This window comes from Thermohalobaculum sp., assembly GCF_058622915.1.
In genome coordinates this window covers 1-18,066 of record NZ_JBZSYN010000199.1, presented here as the reverse complement: position 1 = coordinate 18,066, position 18,066 = coordinate 1, and the positions used below count along the sequence as shown (strand labels likewise).

Below are 18,066 nucleotides of genomic sequence, written 5' to 3'. Positions count from 1 at the left end.
GGCGTGGGCAAGACCGTGCTGATCATGGAGCTGATCAACAACATCGCCCGCGGCCACGGCGGCTATTCGGTGTTCGCCGGGGTGGGCGAGCGCACCCGTGAGGGCAACGACCTCTACCACGAGATGATCGAGAGCAAGGTCATCAACCTCGACAACATTTCCGAGTCGAAGGTGGCCCTGGTCTACGGCCAGATGAACGAGCCCCCGGGCGCGCGGGCCCGGGTCGGCCTCACCGGCCTGACGCTGGCCGAGCAGTTCCGCGACGAGACCGGCACCGACGTGCTGTTCTTCATCGACAACATCTTCCGCTTCACCCAGGCGGGCTCGGAGGTCTCCGCGCTTCTCGGCCGCATCCCCTCGGCGGTGGGCTACCAGCCCACGCTGGCCACCGACATGGGCGTGCTGCAGGAGCGCATCACCTCGACCAAGCGCGGCTCGATCACGAGCGTCCAGGCGATCTACGTGCCGGCCGACGACCTGACCGACCCCGCGCCGGCGACCTCGTTTGCGCATCTCGACGCGACGACCGTGCTCTCGCGCCAGATCGCCGAGCTCGGCATCTACCCGGCCGTGGACCCGCTCGACTCCACCTCGCGGGTGCTCGAGCCCGCGATCATCGGCCAGGAGCACTACGACGTGGCGCGCCAGGTGCAGGGCATCCTGCAGCGCTACAAGTCGCTGCAGGACATCATCGCCATCCTGGGCATGGACGAGCTCTCCGAGGAGGACAAGCTGACGGTGGCGCGGGCGCGCAAGATCCAGCGCTTCCTCAGCCAGCCCTTCTTCGTCGCCGAGGTCTTCACCGGGACCGAGGGCAAGTACGTCTCGGTCGACAAGACCGTGGACGGCTTCAAGCGGCTGGCGAACGGCGAGTTCGACCACCTGCCCGAGGGCGCGTTCTACATGGTCGGCGACATCGACGAGGCGCAGGAGAAGGCCGAGCGGATGGCGGCGGAGGCGGCCTGACCATGCTGACGGCCGCTGCGCTCGACCTTGCCGACTGCATCAACCAGATCTGTCCCTGGTCCGGTCGACCGGTGGCGGCCGACAGCCTGACCCGCTATCGCGGCCATGTGATCGGCTTTTGCAATCCGGGCTGCCGGGACAAGTTCGAGCGCGCTATCCACATGTTCGACGCGGCCGTCGCGGGAAAGACGGGCAGTGAGGAATGACATGTCCGACAAGCTGAACTTCGAGCTGGTCAGTCCCGAGCGCAGGCTCGCCTCGCGCGAGGCGGACGCGGTCACCATACCCGGCATGGAGGGCGACCTCACCGCGATGGTGAGCCACGCCCCCTTCGTCACCAGCCTGAGGCCCGGCTATGTCACGGTGCGCGATGGCAGCTCGGAGCAGATCTATTTCGTCTCGGGCGGTTTCGTCGAGATCGCGCGGGACACCGTCTCCGTGCTTGCCGACGAGGCGGTCGAGAAGGACGAGGCGACCCGCGAGCTGATGGAGCAGAACCTCAAGAGCGCCGAGGAGGCGCTCGAGCGGGCGTCCGATGCGCGCAAGCAGGCGGCCCTGCAGAAGGTCAACGACTACAAGGCGCTGATCGGCCAGGTGCACGGTTAGCGGCACGACTGACAAGCGGCGCCGGCCGGACTCCGGGCGGGAAAAAGCCGGAACGAGGGAGAGCAGGGGCGCGCCGAACGGTGCGCCCCTGGCGATTCCAGGCGCGTCACAGCAGGTCGTCGAATTCCGCGAAGACGCGTAAATAGGTGTCGCGCTTGAACGGCACGATCCGCGCCAGAAGCGTGTCCCGGTCCATCCATTTCCAGCGCTCGAACTCCCGCTGGTGCACGTCGAGGTCGATATCCGCGTCGGTGCCGTGGAAGGCGAGCGCGAACCAGCGCTGGGTCTGGCCGCGGTAGCGCCCGCCCCAGACCTTCGGCACCAGGTAGCGCGGCAGGTCATAGCTGAGCCACGCGCCGCTCTCGCGCAGGATTTCCGCCTTGTCGGACGAGATCCCGGTCTCCTCGCGCAGCTCCCTGAGCGCGGCCTCGCGCGGGGTTTCGCCCGGGTCGATCCCGCCTTGCGGCATCTGCCAGCCGTCAAGGCTGATGTCGACGCGGCGTCCGGCGAAGACGCGGCGCCTGGAATCCAGGATCACCAGGCCCACGCAGGGCCGATAGGGAAGGGTCTGCGGGTTGCGGTCCCGGGGGGCGGAACCGCCCGGGCCGGAAAGTGCGGGCTTCTCGGCCATGCGCTGCGCGACGTCCTTTCCGGCGTGGCTCGCAGGATCCGCTGCCCCGCCGCCAGCCGGACCGGCGGCGGGGCGGTCGCCTCACTTGGCAGTGTGGTCGTAGAGCGCCAGCCCGGTGAGCAGGTCGAGCGCGTAGGCCATCTGGAAGTCCTGCTTGCGCAGCTTGACGATCGCCTCGTGGCGGGCGTGCTCCTGCTTCAGCACGCGCTTCTCCTCCGGGCTCAGGTTGTTCTTGAGGCTGCCGGGCAGGGTGGCCTCGGAGGGAAGCGGGACCACGGGCGGCTGGGTGGCGTTCTCGGCGAGCTGGCGCTGCTCGACCACGATGTCGGGCTCGATGCCCAGCGCCTGGATCGAGCGGCCCGAGGGCGTGTAGTAACGCGCCGTGGTCAGCTTCAGCGCGCCCATGTTGCCAAGCCGCATCACCGTCTGCACCGAGCCCTTGCCGAAGCTCTTGGTGCCGACCAGGATCGCCCGGCGCTGGTCCTGCAGCGCGCCGGCCACGATCTCGGAGGCCGAGGCCGAGCCGCCGTTGATCAGCACCACGATTGGCTTGCCGTCGGCGAGGTCGCCGGGCTTGGCGTTGAATCGCTCGGCCTCGCTGAGGTTGCGCCCGCGCGTCGAGACGATCTCGCCCTTGTTGAGGAAGGAGTCCGCCACCGCGATCGCTTCGTTCAGCAGCCCGCCCGGATTGTTGCGCAGGTCGATCACGTAACCGCGCACGTTGTCGGGACCGATCTGCTTTTTGATCTTGGCGATCTCCTCCTTGAGGTTGTCCTCGGTCTTTTCGCTGAACGAGGTGATGCGCAGGATGCCGACATCACCCTCGACACGGCCGCGCACGGCGCGGATCTCGATCACGTCGCGCACCAGCTTGACGTCGAAGGGTTTCTCCGCCCCCTTGCGGCTGACGGTGACGGTGATCTCCGAGCCGACCGGCCCGCGCATCTTGTCCACCGCCTCCGACAGCGTCATGCCCAGCACCGACTCGCCGTCGATGTGGGTGATGAAGTCGCCCGGCTTCAGCCCGGCCTTGGCTGCCGGCGTGCCGTCGATCGGCGCCACGACCTTGACGAAGCCGTTCTCCATGGTGACCTCGATTCCGAGGCCGCCGAACTCGCCCTTGGTCTGCTCGCGCATGTCCTTATACGAGTTCGGCGGCAGGTAGACCGAGTGCGGGTCGAGCGAGGCAAGCATGCCGTTGATCGCCGCCTCGATCAGCTTCTTCTCGTTGACCGGGTCGACATAGGCCGCGCGCACGCGCTCGAAGACGTTGCCGAAGAGGTCGAGATATTTGTAGGTCGTGCGCGCCGAGTCCTCCTGCTTTGTCTGTTGTGCCGCCGTCGAGGTCACGACCTGCGGCAGCGTCGCGCCCAGCGCCACGCCTGCCAGGAGGGCCACCATCGTCTTGCGCATCATCCGCTTGCCTCGCGTGCTTGTCCGGTTTTCAGGCCGGGTCGATTCCATCGGCCGCTGCGGCGGCCGCCGCCTCAACATAGAGCGCGTTCCGAAGCCTCTGACTACCCCCGATCGTCGCCCGACGCAAAGGGAGTGGGCCGCATCTTGCGCACCGTGTGCCTCTCATGTCTCGAACAGCACACGCCCGGTCATCTCGGGCGGGCGCGGCAGGCCCATCAGCGCCAGCAGCGTCGGCGCCAGGTCGGCCAGCCGGCCGTCCGCGACACGGCGCTCGCGCGCTGCCGCGCCCTCCTCGACCAGGACCACCGGCACGGGGTTGGTGGTGTGCGCCGTGTGCGGGCCGCCCGTTTCCGGGTCGATCATGGTCTCGCAGTTGCCGTGGTCCGCTGTGACGATCATCGCGCCGCCTCTCTCGCGCAACGCCTCCAGCGCCGCGCCGAGGCCGCGGTCCACTGCCTCGCAGGCGGCCACGGCCGCATCGAGCGAGCCGGTATGGCCAACCATGTCCGGGTTGGCATAGTTCACCACGATCAGCTCGTATCCGTCGCGGATGGCGGCGACCAGCCGCTCGGTCACCTCGCCCGCCGCCATCTCCGGCTGCAGGTCGTATGTCCTGACCTTCGGGCTCTGGGCCATGTAGCGGTCCTCGCCGGGGTCGGGCGTCTCGATCCCTCCGTTCAGGAAATAGGTGACGTGGGGGTACTTCTCGGTCTCGGCCAGCCGGTACTGGCGCTTGCCGTGCTGCGAGACCCAGCGGCCCAGAGTGTTGCGGATCTCCTCGGCCGGGAACATCACCTCCATCAGCTCGCCGAGCCGCTCCGAGTACTGCGCCATGCCCAGCGCCGCCGCGAAGCGGGGCCGCGCCGAGACGTCGAAGGCGTCGAACCCGGGATCGAGCAGGGCGCCCAGGGTCTCGCGCACCCGGTCGGCGCGGAAGTTGATGCAGAAGACCCCGTCGCCGTCTGCCATGCCGGCATAATCGCCGATCACCGTGGGGCTGACGAATTCGTCGGTCTCGTCGCGGGCATAGGCGGCCGCGATGGCGGCATCGGGCGTGTCGGCCTTCTCTCCCTCGGCCGCGGCGATGGCGCGGAAGGATGCCTCGACCCGGTCCCAGCGGCGATCGCGGTCCATGGCGTAGAAGCGGCCGATCACGGTCGCCGGCGTGGCCGCCTCGCCCACATCGTCGAGCAGCGCGGCGACCTGCTCGCGGGCCGACTTCGGACCCACGTCGCGCCCGTCGAGGAAGAGATGCAGCTTCACGGCGAGGCCGCGCCCGGCCAGGATCTTCGCGGCGGCGGCCATGTGGCGCTGGTGCGAGTGCACGCCGCCGGGGCTGGCGAGCCCCATGACATGCGCGGTGCCACCCGACTCACGCAGCCTGGTCGCGAAGGCGTCGAGCGCTGAGTTGGCCTCGAACTCGCCCGCCTCGATGGCGCGGTCGATCTTGACCAGGTCCATCAGCACCACGCGGCCCGCGCCGATATTGGTGTGCCCGACCTCGGAGTTGCCGATCTGGCCCGCAGGCACGCCCACGTCCTCGCCGCTGGCCGAGAGCGTGGCGTGCGGCCACTCGGCCCAGATGCGGTCGAAGTTCGGGGTTTCGGCCAGGCGCGGCGCGTTGCCCTCCGCGCTCTCCGAGAGCCCCCAGCCATCGAGGATCATCAGGACGACGGTGCGGTGCGCGGTCTGTGGCATCGGCCTCGGGTCATGGCGGCGGGGTGAGGTCCGCAGCTTTAGCCGCTGGCGCCGGGGCGCGCAATGGGCGCGCTGACGCAGGCAGCCGGGGCGCTGGAAATCGCCGCGCGGCCGCATTAGCGTCCGCGGTCCCAAGCAGCTTCCCGCCGGCCCGCCAATGACCGACGCTCAAAGAGTAGAGGACATCCGCGAGATCACCTATCTCCGGGTCGCCGCCATCGCGCTGCCGGTGGTGCTCTCGAACGCCATGATCCCGCTGCAGGGGGCGATCGACACGGCGGTGATCGGAAACCTCGGCGAGGCCAGCTACCTCGCGGCGGTGGCGCTGGGCGCGGCGGTCATCCAGCTTATGTTCGTCGTGTTCAACTTCCTGCAGATGGGGGTCTCGGGGCTGACGGCACAGGCGCTCGGCGCCGGCGACGGGCGGCGCGTCCTGAACACGCTGATCCGCGCCGGCGTGATCGCGCTGGCCGTCTCCGTCGCGTTGATCGCCTTCAAGCTGCCGCTGCGCGCGGGCGTGCTTTCGCTGTTCGCGGGCAGCGCCGAGGCCAAGGCGCTGGCCGCGACCTATATCGACATCCGCATCTGGGGCGCCCCGGCCGAGCTGATGAACTACGCGCTGATGGGCTGGTTCGCAGGCCAGGGGCAGACGCGGCGGCTGTTCGAGATGCAGGCGGTGACCTCGATCACCAATATCGCGCTCAACCTGTTCTTCGTGCTGGTGCTGGGCTGGGGCGTGGCCGGCGTGGCACTGGGCACGCTGATCGCGGCCTTCACCGGGCTCGGCTTCGGACTGTGGCGGATGCGGGCGCGCGCGGCGCAGGTCATGCCCGACGACTGGCGGCTGGAGTGGGGCCGCATCCTGCGCGGGCCGGAGCTGGCCCAGGTCATGGCGCTCAACCGCGACATCATGATCCGCACGCTGCTGCTGACGGGCAGCTTCGCCTGGATGACGCGGCTGGGCTCGATCCAGGGCGACGTGATCCTGGCGGCGAACGGGATCCTGCTGCAGTTCGTGTTCCTGGCCTCGAACGGGCTCGACGGTTTCGCCATGGCCGCCGAGGCCCTGGTCGGGCAGTCGCTCGGCGCGCGCAGCCGGGCGCGGCTGCGCCGGGCCGTGCTGGTCAGCTCGCTCTCGGCGCTGGTGCTGGCGGCGCTGATCTCGGCCGTCTTCACCGCCCTGGCCGAGCCGGTGATCCACCTCTTCACCAATATCGCCGCGGTGCGCGCGGCGGCCCAGGCGCACGCGCTATGGGCCACCTGCATGCCGCTGGTGGCGGTGCTGGCCTACCAGTTCGACGGGGTCTTCATCGGCGCCACCGCCGGCCCGGCGATGCGCAATGCCATGATCGTCGCCTCGGGGCTGTTCTTCCCGCTGGGCTGGGTGATGACCCAGACGCTGGGCAATCACGGGCTGTGGGCGGCGATGTGGATCTGGATGTTGCTGAGGGCGCTGACACTGGCCCTGGCCTACCCCGCGCTCGAGGCCCGCGCCGGGCCGGCGTGAGCGCCCCGCAGGCGTGTCCACACGTGGACACATAGCTAAGCCATTGATTTCAAATAAAACATGCTGTGAGCGGATTTTATGGTTAACGCCCCTGGCGAGGAGGACCCTGTCCCGGTCTCGCGCCGGGGCCTGAGCGCCGCGCCGAACGAGGATGAGGTCCCGGCTGGGGGTCGGGACAAGCGGCCAGCCTCAGACCGGCGCGTCGGCCCCCACGGCCTCGGCGACGTGGGCGAAGCCGTCGCGGGCCATGAGCCGGTCGAGCCCGCGGGCGATGCGCCCGGGCAGGCTGATGCCCTCATAGACCATGGCGGTGTAGAGCTGCACCGCGCTGGCGCCGGCGCGGATGCGGGCATAGGCATCCTCGGCCGAACCGATGCCGCCCACGCCGATCAGCGCCAGCTCGCCCCCGCTGAGCCGCCGCAGCGTGCGCAGCACCTCCGTCGCCCGCGCGGCCAGCGGCCGGCCGCTCAGGCCCCCGGCCTCGGCCGCGTGCGGGCTCATCAGGCCCGCGCGCGCCAGCGTGGTGTTGGTCGCGACGATGCCGCGGAGCCGGTGCGCCACGGCCAGCCCGGCGATATCGCCAAGCTCGGCATCGGAGAGGTCCGGCGCGATCTTGAGGAAGACGGGCCTGGCGCCGCCCAGCTCGCCCGCGGCCGCCATCACCCGGCCGAGCAGGGCGTCGAGCGCCGCGCGCCCCTGCAGCTCGCGCAGCCGCTCGGTGTTGGGCGAGGAGACGTTCACGGTGAAGAAGTCCGCCGCATCCCACAGATGGCGCAGCACCGCGACGAAGTCGCCCGCCCGGTCCGCCGAGTCCTTGTTGGCGCCGAGATTGACGCCGACCGGGCCGGCCCCGGGGCCCGCCGCCCGCGCGGCGCGCAGGCGCCGGCCCACCGCCTCCATGCCGTCGTTGTTGAAGCCGAAGCGGTTGATCACCGCGCCGTCCTCGGGCAGGCGGAACAGGCGCGGGCGCGGGTTGCCCGGCTGGGCCCGGGGCGTCACCGCGCCGACCTCGACGAAGCCCGGCCCCGCCGCCAGCGCCGCGCGCAGGACCCGGGCGTTCTTGTCGAAGCCGGCGGCGATGCCCACCGGGTTGGGCAGCCTGAGCCCGGCGACCTCGCAGGCCAGCCGCGCCGAGGTCACCGGGCCGCCCCGCGGTCCCAGCCCCGCCGCAAGCGCCTTCAGCGCCAGCGCGTGCGCGGTCTCGGGGTCGAGGCAGTGCAGCGCCCGCAGCCCCGCCCGCTCGAGCAGCCTCACGGGCCGACCTCCTGAGAGAAGCGGACGCTCCCGTCCGGCTCGTATTGCAGCGGCCGCACCCAGGCCAGGTCCGCGAGCCGGATCGGCCGGTAGAGATGGGGAAAGCGCGCCCCGCCGCGCGAGACCTCCCATTTGAGGTCGTCGCCCAGCCGCTCGGCCTCGAGCGCCGCGAGCCACAGGCCCTGCTGCCCGGCGAAATGCCGCTCGGCCGTGCCGGAAACCTGGTGCCCGGCCGAGAGGTGGACGAATCCGTCCCTGAGGTCGTCGGCGGAGCCGGCGAACACGGTGTCGCGGCGCAGCGCTGATACCTCGGCCTCGGTCAGGATCTTGTAGACGCGCATGGGCGCCATCACTGCGGCAGGGGGGGCGCGAGGTCAAGCGGGGCTGTCCGGGGGCCGTTCCGGTTTCTCCCGCCGGGCTGCGACGAGGTGTCAGGAGGCCCCGGATCAGGTCCGGGGCAGCGGGACTCGCGGATCGGGTCGCACACCGGTCGGGCGTTTGCCAATCCGCCTCGGTCCGGCCTGCGCCTAAGGCGCGTGCGTTCGGCCGGAAAACGGTCCACTGGAGCGGTTTCTGTTCCCGCTCGGTCCGGCCCGCGCCTAAGGCGCGTGCGTTCGGCCGGAAAACGGTCCACTGGACCGTTTTCTGGTCGGCCTCACCCCTGCGGCGTCATCACCCTGCGGGCGCGGCCGCGCTCGAGCCCGAGCTGGCGCTCGCGCCAGATGATGATCAGCCCCGCGGTCATCACCAGCGCCGCGCCGATCAGCATCGGCCGGGTCGGCACCTCGCCGAACAGCGAGTAGCCGATCGCCAGGGCCAGCAGGATCGAGGTGTATTCGAAGGGCGCGATCACTGCCGTCTCCGCGTAGCGGTAGCTCGTGGTCAGCAGGATCTGCGCGAAGCCGCCCAGGAGCCCCGCGGCGACCAGCAGCACCGCCTCCCAGAAAGTCGGCGCCACCCAGCCCAGGGGCACGGTGAGAAGCGAGAGCACCGTGCAGGTCAGCGAGAAGTAGAACACGATCGCGGCGGTGGTCTCGGTCTGCACCAGCTTGCGCACGAAGACGGTGGCCAGCGCCATGAACACGGCGGCCATCAGCATCGCCATCGCGCCCACGCTCTTGGCGCTGGTGGCGCCCTCGAGCGAGACCGCCGAAAGCCGCGGATAGAGCACGATCACCACGCCCACCAGCCCCAGCGCCACCGCGCTGAGCCGGTAGGCGCGGATGCGCTCGCCCAGAAACATGGCGGCGAAGACGGTGACCATGAGCGGCGAGGCATAGCCGATCGCCGTGACCTCGGGCAGCGGCAGCAAGCCCAGCGCGGTGAAGGAGAGCCCCATCGCCGAGGCCCCCACCAGCCCGCGCCACAGATGGCCCAGCGGATGCTGCGTGACGAGCCCGCGCGCGAGCTGGCCGCGCCAGATCAGCCAGCCCAGGATCACCGGCACCGCGAAGGCCGAGCGGAAGAACACCACCTCGCCCGGCGGCACATGCAGCGAGACCACCTTGATGCAGGTGGACATGGTCATGAAGACGGCGACCGAGGCGATCTTGAGGCCGATGCCGCGCGACGGGTTGTCGAGCGCGCCCGCGGCCGCTCCTGCCGCCGCTTGTGCCGCCCCCCCGGTCGCCCCTTCTGCCGTCTCCGCGGCTGTCGCGCTCACCCGAGGTGCCCCTCCTTGCGCGCCCAGTCCAGCGTGGCGTCGAGCGCCGGGCCGACCGGGGCCAGCATCTCCTCGATCTGGTCGGCCGTGATCACCATGGGCGGGCAGAAGCCGATGATGTCGCCCATGTTGCGCACGATCACGCCGCGCGCCAGCATCTCGGCGGCGAAGCGGCCGCCCACCTTGCCCCATTGCTCGAAGGTGCCGCGATTCGCGGGATCCGGAGAGAGCTCCAGCGCCCCCATCAGCCCGACGCCGCGGGCCTCGCCCACCAGCGGGTGCCCGGCGAAGCGGCGCAGGCCGTCCTGGAACGTCGGCGCCATCTTCCGCACGTGGCCGAGGATGTCGCGGCGCTGGTAGATCTCGAGCGTCTTCACGCCAACGGCGCAGGCCAGCGGGTGGCCGCCATAGGTGAAGCCGTGGCCCAGGCCCGGCAGCCGCGAGGCCTCGGCCTCGATCGCCTCGGCCATCTCGGCGTTCATCGCCACCGCCGAGAGCGGCACAAAGGCCGAGGTGAGCTGCTTGGCCATGGAGACCGAGGTCGCCTGCATCCCGAATGTCTCGGCGCCGAACCAGTTGCCGGTGCGGCCGAAGCCGCAGATCACCTCGTCGTCGATCAGCAGGATGTCGTATTTCTTCAAGAGTGCCGAGACCTTGGCGAAGTAGCCCGCTGGCGGCACGATCACCCCGCCCGCGCCCATCACCGTCTCGGCGATCATGGCGGCGATGGTGTCGGGGCCCTCGGCGAGGATCAGCTCCTCCAGCTCGCGCACCAGCCGGTCGGTGAACTCGTCCTCCGTCTCGCCCGGCGCGTGCTCGCGCCAGTAATGCGGCGTCGCGGCGTGCCTGACGAAGGGGAAGGGGATGTCGAACGAGTTGTGGTTGAGCGGCAGCCCGGTCATCGAGGCGGCCACCAGCGTCACCCCGTGATAGGCGCGCTTGCGGCTGATGATCTTCTTCTTCTCCGTGCGGCCGAGCGCGTTGTTCATGTACCAGGCGAGCTTGACCTGGGTGTCGTTCGCCTCCGAGCCCGAGCACGAATAGATCACCCGCGCCATGGGCAGCGGGTAGAGTTCCTTGATCTTCTCGGCCAGCTCGATCGCCGGCTCGTAGCTGCGGCCGGCGAACAGGTGGTAGTAGGGCAGCCGGTCCATCTGCTCCTTGGCCGCCTCGACCAGCTCGCGGTCGCCAAAACCCAGGCCGGCGCACCACAGCCCGGCCAGCCCCTCGATCAGCCTGCGCCCCTCGGCGTCGTAGACATAGATCCCCTCGCCGCGCTCGATCAGGTGGGGGCCGACGCGGCGGTGCTGGGCGACGTTGGTGTAGGGGTGCAGCAGCGCCTCGATGTCGCGGGTCTGGGCGTTGGTCAGCCGCGGGGCGTCCTCGGGCATCTTCTCCTCCGTGGTCCGGGAAGGCTTCGCCCCAAGCGATAGCGCGAGTCGGGGGCGCGCGCCAGTCGGGCCGGATCAAGCCGGGCTTGCGAGGGCGCGGGCCAGCTCCTCGAGCGCCGCCTGGGCGGCGACCGAGTTGCCGTAGCGGTCGAGCGGCGGCGACCAGGCGCAGGCGGCGAACGCGCCCGGCTTCACCGCCAGGATGCCGCCGCCCACCCCGCTCTTGCCGGGCAGGCCGACGCGCCAGGCGAACTCGCCGGACTGGTCGTAGAGCCCGCAGGTGCTCATCAGTGCCCTCAGGTGGCGGGCGTTGCGGCCCGACGCCACCGCCGCCTCGATTTGCTGCGGCGCGACGAGGAACAGCGCCGCGCGGGCGAGGTCGAGCGCCGACATGGCTATGGAGCAGGCGCGGAAATACGCATTGGCCACGGCCATCGGGTCGCCCGAGAGGTTGTCGTAGGCCTTGAGCACGAAGGCGATGGCCCGGTTCAGGTTGCCGTGCTCGCGCTCGGAGCGGAACACCTCGTCGTCGTAGTGCAGCTCGGGGTTGCCGGCCATCAGCCGCATCTGGTTGCGAAACGAGGTCTCCAGGTTCCAGCGCCGCTCGATCAGCGCGTCGGTCACCACGATGGCGCCGGCGTTGATGAAGGGGTTGCGCGGGACGCCGCGTTCGGTCTCGAGCTGGATCAGCGAGTTGAAGCGCATGCCCGACGGCTCGCGGCTGACGCGGCTCCACAGCGGCTCGCCGATCCACTCCATGGCCAGCGCCAGGAGGAACAGCTTGGAGATCGACTGGATCGAGAACGGCTCCTCGGCGTCGCCGGTGGCATAAGCGCGGCCGTCGGCCGTGACCAGGGCGAGGGCGAACTTGTCGGGCGCGACCCGGGCGAGCGCGGGGATGTAGTCGGCCACCTTGCCCTCGGCGGCGCGCGGCCGGGCGCGCGCGGCAATGCGCTCGAGCAGCGCATCGAGGTCGGTCTCCTCGGGCAGCTTCTGCATGGGCCTTGCCTCGGCCTGTCCCTCGATCCGTGCGCGGCCGGCGATGCCGGGCTGCCGCCCAAGGTGCGGAGCCCGGATGCCCCGGTCAAGTCGGGGCGTGACGCAACGAGTGCGAGCGGCGGCGCGCCGTCGCCGGGAGGGATTTTTATAATCTATTTATATCAATATGTTAGGCGTTTGTGCATTGTGCACAGCGGCCCGGCGGGCGGGCGACAAATAAAAAGGGCCGCCCCGGGGAGGGGCGGCCCGAAGGCTCGCGGCTGATGCCGCTGTTACATCATGCCGCCCATGTCGGGCATGCCGCCGCCGGCGCCTGCGCCCGCGCCCTGGCCCTTCGGCTCGGGCTTCTCGGCGACCATCGCCTCGGTGGTGATGAGCAGGCCCGCAACCGAGGAGGCGTCCTCGAGCGCGATGCGCACCACCTTCGCCGGGTCGATGATGCCCCACTTCAGGAGGTCGCCATAGCGCTCCTCCTGGGCGTCGAAGCCGAAGTTGCTCTCCTTCGACTCCATCACCTTGCCGGCGACCACGGCGCCGTCGAGGCCGGCGTTCTCGGCGATCTGGCGCAGCGGCATCTGGATGGCGCGGCGCACGATCTGGATGCCGGCATCCTGGTCGGGGTTGTCGCCCTTGAGCTTGTCGAGCGACTTGACCGCGTGGGCGAGCGCACTGCCGCCGCCGGCGACCACGCCCTCCTGCACCGCGGCGCGGGTGGCGTTGAGCGCGTCGTCGACCATGTCCTTGCGCTCCTTCACCTCGGTCTCGGTGGCGCCGCCGACGCGAATGACGGCCACGCCGCCCGCGAGCTTGGCCAGCCGCTCCTGCAGCTTCTCGCGGTCATAGTCCGAGGTGGTCTCCTCGATCTGCGCGCGGATCTGGGCGACGCGCGCCTGGATCTCCTTCTTCTCGCCCGAGCCGTCGACGATCGTGGTGTCGTCCTTGGTGATGCTCACCTTCTTGGCACGGCCCAGCATGTCGAGGGTCACGTTCTCGAGCTTCATGCCGAGCTCCTCGGAGATCACCTGGCCGCCGGTCAGGATGGCGATATCCTGCAGCATGGCCTTGCGGCGGTCGCCGAAGCCCGGGGCCTTGACGGCGGCGATCTTGAGGCCGCCGCGCAGCTTGTTCACCACCAGGGTCGCGAGCGCCTCGCCCTCGACGTCCTCGGCGATGATCAACAGCGGCTTGCCGGTCTGGATCACCGACTCCAAGAGCGGCACCATCGGCTGCAGCGAGCTCAGCTTCTTCTCGTGCAGCAGGATGTAGGCGTCCTCGAGGTCGGCCACCATCTTGTCGGCATTGGTGATGAAGTAGGGCGAGAGATAGCCGCGGTCGAACTGCATGCCCTCGACCACCTCGGTCTCGGTCTCCAGCCCCTTGTTCTCCTCGACGGTGATCACGCCCTCGTTGCCGACCTTCTGCATGGCGTCGGCGATCTGCTGGCCGATGTGCTTGTCGCCATTGGCCGAGATGGTGCCGACCTGGGCGACCTCGTCGGAGTTGTTGATCGGGCGCGACATCTTCTGGATGTTCTCGACGACCTTCTTGACGGCCTTCTCGACGCCGCGCTTGACGTCCATCGGGTTCATGCCGGCGGCGACCGTCTTCATGCCCTCGCGGATGATCGCCTGGGCCAGCACGGTGGCGGTGGTGGTGCCGTCGCCGGCCTCGTCATTGGTCTTGGACGCCACCTCGCGCACCAGCTGGGCGCCCATGTTCTCGAACTTGTCGGAGAGCTCGATCTCCTTGGCCACCGTGACGCCGTCCTTGGTGATGCGCGGCGCGCCGAACGACTTGTCGAGCACGACCGTGCGGCCCTTGGGGCCGAGCGTCACCTTGACCGCGTTGGCCAGGGTGTCGACACCCTTGAGCAGCCGGTCGCGGGCGTCCATGTGGAACTTGATATCCTTCGCAGCCATTGCTGTCTGCTCCTGTTCTGATTGCTATCGTTGCCGGATCGGAAGGGTCACGCGGCCTTCTTGGCCTTCTTCTTCGCCTCGAGAATGCCGAGGATGTCGCTCTCCTTCATGATCAGGTAATCGGTGCCGTCGAGCTTGACCTCGGTGCCCGACCACTTGCCGAAGAGGATGGTGTCGCCGGCCTTGACCGACATGGGGATCAACTCGCCCGAATCCTTGCGGGCACCCTCGCCGACGGCGACGACCTCGCCCGTCTGCGGCTTCTCCTTGGCGGTGTCGGGGATGATCAGACCGCCGGAGGTCTTCTCCTCCTCCTCGATGCGGCGGACGAGCACGCGGTCGTGCAGTGGCTTGAAGCTCATGGAAGCGCTCCCTTTCTTCGCGTTTTCCAGACCTGACGAAAAACCCTGTTCTGGGGGCCGGCCGACCTCCGCTGGCGGAGGCGTTAGCACTCGCCCCCGATGAGTGCTAACAGTCGCTGCCGAAGTAGGAACAGCGCATTTCGCTGTCAAGAGGGAAATCGCGCGATTGCGCGGCACTTGTTTGCGGCATCCGGCACGCCCGGCAAGCGCCTCCCGCACGGGGCCAGGAGGCCAGGCCCGCGCGCCGCGCTTCTTCCCAGCTATGTGCCCGGACGACGCGCTGCAAGGTCCCCGCGCTACAAGACCCGTGCGCTGCAAGACTCGCGCGCGGTGAGGCTCGCGGCAAGGTTCTTGTGGGCGGGCAAAGCCGGGGCCGTATGGAACATCACGCGCCGGCGGCGCGTTTATGCCCCCGAGAGAACGCGGCGCGCCGTCTGGGCACGCCACCGGATCGATGGGAAGGGAGAATATGCTTTACTGGGCGCTGGTCTTCTTCGTGATCGCGATCATCGCGGCGCTGTTCGGCTTCGGCGGCATCGCCGTGGCGGCAGCGAGCATCGCGCAGGTGCTCTTCTACATCTTCCTGGTGCTGTTCATCGTGGCGCTGATCGCGCATCTGGTGGCCGGACGCCGCCCGCCGCCGCCCTGACGCGGCTGAAAGCCACGATCGCGGCGCCGTGCCACACGGCCAGCCGCACGAGTTGGGGGGACGAGCAACCCGAGCAACGGAGAGGAAGCGCAATGAAACTCCTGATCGCCAGCATGATTCTGGCCGCGCCGACCCTGGCGATGGCGCAGGGCATCCCCAAGCCCGTCCTGGCCCAGCAGTACCAGAACTGCCTCACCAAGTGCACGGCGAGCCGCGGCCGGAATTACTGCGAGAACGTCTGCACCTGTGTGAACAACGAATACAGCAAGCATGTCAGCGCCGCCCATTTCAAGGCGCTGGACGAAGCGCTTACCAAGAATCCAAACGACAAGGAGGCCAACAACGAGGTGCACCAGATGGTCGCCTATTGCGCCGAGCGAGCCGGCAAGTAGCCGAAACCCGTCGCGCAATGCCTTCCCGGTCGTGAATGGAGACGGAGGTCCCAAATGCGAAAGACAGTTCCATACATCCTTCTTGCCGCCCTCGCGCTGCCCCTGATCGGCTGCGGGGTCACGCAAGGCGACCGCGCCGTGAGCGGCGGCGCGATTGGCGCCGCGGCCGGTGCCGCCGGCTCGGCCCTGACCGGCGGGAGCGCCGTGGGCGGGGCCATCCTCGGCGGGGCTGCCGGCGCTGCCGCGGGTGCCCTGACGAGCCCCAACAACGTCTATCTCGGACGGCCGATCTGGCGGCAGTAAACGCACCTGGCCACCGCGCGGCGACCTGAACCATCACCCCCCGGACGGGTCGCCGCGCTCGGCCTGGTCGGGTCCGTCGGCCTCGCGTCGGCGGACCCGTTCCCTGTGTGCGCCGGCGCTCGGCCTCAGCGGCTGCCCCAGCCGACCAGCGCCGGCATCGGCACGGCATAGCCGTCGCCTGCCAGCGCGTAGCGTTGGAGCGCCTCGACCGCGGCGCTCTCGATGGCGCGGCGCACGGCAGCCGACTGCGCGAGGTAGAGCGCGCGTGCGCGCACCGTGCCCTCGAGGAACCCCCGCATGAAGTCGGCGGGCGTCTCCAGCCGCCACTGCTGCGTCACCAGGCGGGTGCCCGTCCTGCGAAAGCCGCCCGCACTCAGCGCCTCCGCCATGCGCCGGGCCTCGCTGAACTGGAAGAAGTCGGGACCGTGCGGCAATGCGACATTCAGGTCCCCGTGCGCGCGCATGGCGCCGTAGATCAGCCCCAGGCCGTTGTCCGGCCCCGGCGGTGCCCAGACGCTGATCGCCGCCCGGCCGCGTGGGCGCAGGACCCGGTGCATCTCGGCCAGCGCCGCAGCCGGATCGGGCAGATGTATGATGCCGAACCCGCACACCACCGCGTCGAAGCTCTCGTCGGGGAAGGGCAAGTGCTGGGCGTCGCCGCGCACGAACTCGGCGTCCGGCACCCGCTTGCGCGCCAGCGCCACCATGGCTTCGGAGAAGTCGAGCCCCACGACCTCGGCTCCGCGCAGGCGCGCCGCCGCGGCCAGCATTCCGGGGCCGCTGCACAGGTCCAGCAGCCGCCGATCCGGCGCGACGCCGGCCGCGTCGAGCGTCGGCGCCACCGCCTGCTCCGTGATGGGGCCAAAACGGCGCGCGTAGCCGGAGCTGTTCAGCTCCCAGCCTTCGTGCTCGAAGGCGCGGAAGGCTTCGGGTTGCTCGGATCTCTGGATGACCATGGCGCGTTTTCCCTGGATTCGCCCCTGGACTCGCCCCCGCCCTGCAGCCCTGTGCGACAAGGCTAGCATGAGGCGCACGTCGACCCAAGCGCCGGGCGGGCCGGACGTCGGGCGGGGCCGTCTATCGCGTTGACCGCCCGGCGCCGCCACGCTATCCGGGCCGTCTGCGCCGACGCGCCTGCCGCGAGGGGGCGCAAGGGAGTTGCAAGCGAGCCAAATGACCCGAATCATCCATGCGCTCTGCGAGATCGGCGAGGCCTACCAGGCGCTGCTGTGCGACGTCTGGGGCTGCTACCACGACGGCATCCGCCCCTTTCCCGCGGCCATCGCCGCGCTCAGGGCCTACCGGCGCGGGGGCGGCCGCGTGATCCTGCTGACCAACGCGCCGCGCCCGGCTGCCAGCGTCGAGCGCATGCTCGAGCGCATGGGCGCGCCTGAGGATTCCTATGACGGCATCATGTCCTCGGGCTCGGCCTGCCAGCGCGCCGTGGCCTCGGGCGCGCACGGCCGGCAGTTCCACTATGTCGGGCCCGAGCGCGACTTGCACATGCTGAGCGATGTCGGCCTGGCGCATGCCCCGCTCGAGGACGCCGAGGCGATCCTGTGCACCGGGCTGCGCGACGACCATACCGAGACCCCGGCGGACTATCGCGACGAGTTGGCCGCCTGGCTCGCGCGCGATCTGCCGCTGCTGTGCGCCAATCCCGACCTGGTGGTCGCCCGGGGCGCGCAGCGGCTCTATTGCGCGGGGGCGATCGCCGCGGCCTATGAGCGCGCCGGCGGCCGCGTGATCTGGTTCGGCAAGCCGCACGCGCCGATCTATGAGCAGTCTCTGGCGCTCCTGGCCGAGACGGCGGGCCGCGAGATTCCGCGTCGCGCCATCCTCGCCTTGGGCGACGGCGTGCACACGGATGTGGCGGGGGGGCTGGCCTTCGGGCTCGACGTCCTGTTCGTCACCGGCGGGCTGGCCGCCGAGGAGCTCGGCACCGACCCCGAGCATCCCGACCGGGCGCGGCTCGACGCCTACCTCGCCGCGCACCGCGTCGCGCCGCCATTCGCCATCGGCCGGCTGCGCTAGGCCGCCGCTCGGCAGCCCTTGCAGGGCCTTGGGCGCAAAAGCCGGTTACTTGCGCTTGCGACCGAACCCCTCGCGCCCGGCGCGCACGCCGGCGAGAAAGGTGGCGATCAGGTCGATCACCGCGTCCTGCTCCAGCCCGCCGCGGTCCGGGGGACCGGGCAGCTCGGGCGACGGCGGACCGGCGACGCGCGCCACCAGCAGGACGAAGAGCGCCACCACCAGGTAAATTCCTCCGACCGCGAGGCAGGCGAACAGCGCGCCGATTCGCGCCGCCAG

The 18,066-nt window shown here is 70.1% G+C and carries 20 protein-coding genes; 8 read left to right on the top strand and 12 right to left on the bottom strand.

The window, feature by feature from the left end; translation table 11 throughout:
• The 3 genes from atpD to atpC all read left to right on the top strand — a co-directional run.
• Nucleotides 1–966, top strand: a 966-nt coding sequence (gene atpD / locus AC32QD_RS15760; protein ID WP_492011458.1) for a F0F1 ATP synthase subunit beta, incomplete at its 5' end; no start/stop codon positions are given.
• A gap of 2 nt (nucleotides 967–968) precedes the next feature.
• A complete protein-coding gene (locus AC32QD_RS15755) occupies nucleotides 969–1,172 on the top strand; it encodes a hypothetical protein (protein ID WP_492011457.1) in 204 nt (67 codons plus the stop codon).
• 1 nt (nucleotide 1,173) lies between these two features.
• Entirely contained in the window at nucleotides 1,174–1,572 is a 399-nt protein-coding gene (atpC, locus tag AC32QD_RS15750; RefSeq protein ID WP_492011456.1) for an ATP synthase F1 subunit epsilon, read from the top strand.
• Nucleotides 1,573–1,678: 106 nt separating this feature from the next.
• On the opposite strand, the gene AC32QD_RS15745 is transcribed toward atpC, so the two are convergent.
• The 3 genes from AC32QD_RS15745 to gpmI form a co-directional block, all read right to left on the bottom strand.
• Entirely contained in the window at nucleotides 1,679–2,203 is a 525-nt protein-coding gene (locus AC32QD_RS15745) for an RNA pyrophosphohydrolase (RefSeq protein WP_492011455.1), read from the bottom strand.
• Nucleotides 2,204–2,284: 81 nt separating this feature from the next.
• Nucleotides 2,285–3,616 (bottom strand): S41 family peptidase, encoded by a 1,332-nt coding sequence (locus AC32QD_RS15740; RefSeq protein ID WP_492011460.1) that lies wholly within the window; start codon nucleotides 3,614–3,616, stop codon nucleotides 2,285–2,287.
• 165 nt (nucleotides 3,617–3,781) lie between these two features.
• Complete coding sequence (gpmI, locus tag AC32QD_RS15735) at nucleotides 3,782–5,317, bottom strand: 2,3-bisphosphoglycerate-independent phosphoglycerate mutase (protein ID WP_492011454.1); 1,536 nt, start codon at nucleotides 5,315–5,317, stop codon at nucleotides 3,782–3,784.
• A gap of 157 nt (nucleotides 5,318–5,474) precedes the next feature.
• On the opposite strand from gpmI, the gene AC32QD_RS15730 reads away from it, so the two are divergent.
• Complete coding sequence (locus AC32QD_RS15730) at nucleotides 5,475–6,824, top strand: MATE family efflux transporter (protein ID WP_492011453.1); 1,350 nt, start codon at nucleotides 5,475–5,477, stop codon at nucleotides 6,822–6,824.
• Nucleotides 6,825–7,013: 189 nt separating this feature from the next.
• On the opposite strand, the gene AC32QD_RS15725 is transcribed toward AC32QD_RS15730, so the two are convergent.
• The 7 genes from AC32QD_RS15725 to groES all read right to left on the bottom strand — a co-directional run bounded on the left by AC32QD_RS15725 (nucleotide 7,014) and on the right by groES (nucleotide 14,412).
• Entirely contained in the window at nucleotides 7,014–8,078 is a 1,065-nt protein-coding gene (locus AC32QD_RS15725; RefSeq protein WP_492011452.1) for a quinone-dependent dihydroorotate dehydrogenase, read from the bottom strand.
• On the bottom strand, nucleotides 8,075–8,419 hold the full coding sequence (locus AC32QD_RS15720; RefSeq protein ID WP_492011451.1) for a DUF952 domain-containing protein: 345 nt from the start codon (nucleotides 8,417–8,419) through the stop codon (nucleotides 8,075–8,077). Before AC32QD_RS15720 ends, AC32QD_RS15725 begins: the two co-directional genes overlap by 4 nt.
• A 314-nt stretch (nucleotides 8,420–8,733) precedes the next feature.
• On the bottom strand, nucleotides 8,734–9,639 hold the full coding sequence (locus tag AC32QD_RS15715) for a DMT family transporter (protein ID WP_492011459.1): 906 nt from the start codon (nucleotides 9,637–9,639) through the stop codon (nucleotides 8,734–8,736).
• Nucleotides 9,640–9,737: 98 nt separating this feature from the next.
• Nucleotides 9,738–11,132, bottom strand: a complete 1,395-nt coding sequence (locus AC32QD_RS15710) for an aminotransferase (RefSeq protein ID WP_492011450.1) — start codon at nucleotides 11,130–11,132, stop codon at nucleotides 9,738–9,740.
• Between the two features lie 75 nt (nucleotides 11,133–11,207).
• Nucleotides 11,208–12,131, bottom strand: a complete 924-nt coding sequence (locus AC32QD_RS15705) for a glutaminase (RefSeq protein WP_492011449.1) — start codon at nucleotides 12,129–12,131, stop codon at nucleotides 11,208–11,210.
• Between the two features lie 272 nt (nucleotides 12,132–12,403).
• Nucleotides 12,404–14,050 carry a chaperonin GroEL gene (gene groL / locus AC32QD_RS15700; protein ID WP_492011448.1) on the bottom strand — a complete coding sequence of 549 codons (1,647 nt, stop codon included), beginning with the start codon at nucleotides 14,048–14,050 and terminating at the stop codon, nucleotides 12,404–12,406.
• A 47-nt stretch (nucleotides 14,051–14,097) separates the two neighbouring features.
• Nucleotides 14,098–14,412, bottom strand: coding sequence for a co-chaperone GroES (gene groES, locus AC32QD_RS15695; protein ID WP_492011447.1), 315 nt, complete (start codon nucleotides 14,410–14,412; stop codon nucleotides 14,098–14,100).
• Nucleotides 14,413–14,881: 469 nt separating this feature from the next.
• Between groES and AC32QD_RS15690 the strand changes: the two genes are divergently transcribed.
• The 3 genes from AC32QD_RS15690 (at nucleotide 14,882) to AC32QD_RS15680 (ending at nucleotide 15,756) form a co-directional block, all read left to right on the top strand.
• Nucleotides 14,882–15,061 carry a DUF1328 domain-containing protein gene (locus AC32QD_RS15690; protein WP_492011446.1) on the top strand — a complete coding sequence of 60 codons (180 nt, stop codon included), beginning with the start codon at nucleotides 14,882–14,884 and terminating at the stop codon, nucleotides 15,059–15,061.
• Between the two features lie 92 nt (nucleotides 15,062–15,153).
• Nucleotides 15,154–15,453, top strand: coding sequence for a hypothetical protein (locus AC32QD_RS15685; protein ID WP_492011445.1), 300 nt, complete (start codon nucleotides 15,154–15,156; stop codon nucleotides 15,451–15,453).
• Nucleotides 15,454–15,507: 54 nt separating this feature from the next.
• Nucleotides 15,508–15,756: a YMGG-like glycine zipper-containing protein gene (locus tag AC32QD_RS15680; RefSeq protein ID WP_492011444.1), complete on the top strand. Its 249-nt coding sequence runs from the start codon at nucleotides 15,508–15,510 to the stop codon at nucleotides 15,754–15,756.
• A 125-nt stretch (nucleotides 15,757–15,881) separates the two neighbouring features.
• Here AC32QD_RS15680 and AC32QD_RS15675 read toward each other — a convergent pair whose 3' ends face one another.
• Nucleotides 15,882–16,712, bottom strand: coding sequence for a class I SAM-dependent methyltransferase (locus AC32QD_RS15675; protein WP_492011443.1), 831 nt, complete (start codon nucleotides 16,710–16,712; stop codon nucleotides 15,882–15,884).
• Nucleotides 16,713–16,929: 217 nt separating this feature from the next.
• Between AC32QD_RS15675 and AC32QD_RS15670 the strand changes: the two genes are divergently transcribed.
• Nucleotides 16,930–17,790, top strand: coding sequence for a TIGR01459 family HAD-type hydrolase (locus AC32QD_RS15670; RefSeq protein ID WP_492011442.1), 861 nt, complete (start codon nucleotides 16,930–16,932; stop codon nucleotides 17,788–17,790).
• 45 nt (nucleotides 17,791–17,835) lie between these two features.
• On the opposite strand, the gene AC32QD_RS15665 is transcribed toward AC32QD_RS15670, so the two are convergent.
• Nucleotides 17,836–18,066 (bottom strand): hypothetical protein (locus AC32QD_RS15665; protein ID WP_492011441.1); only part of this gene is annotated, 231 nt, incomplete at its 5' end.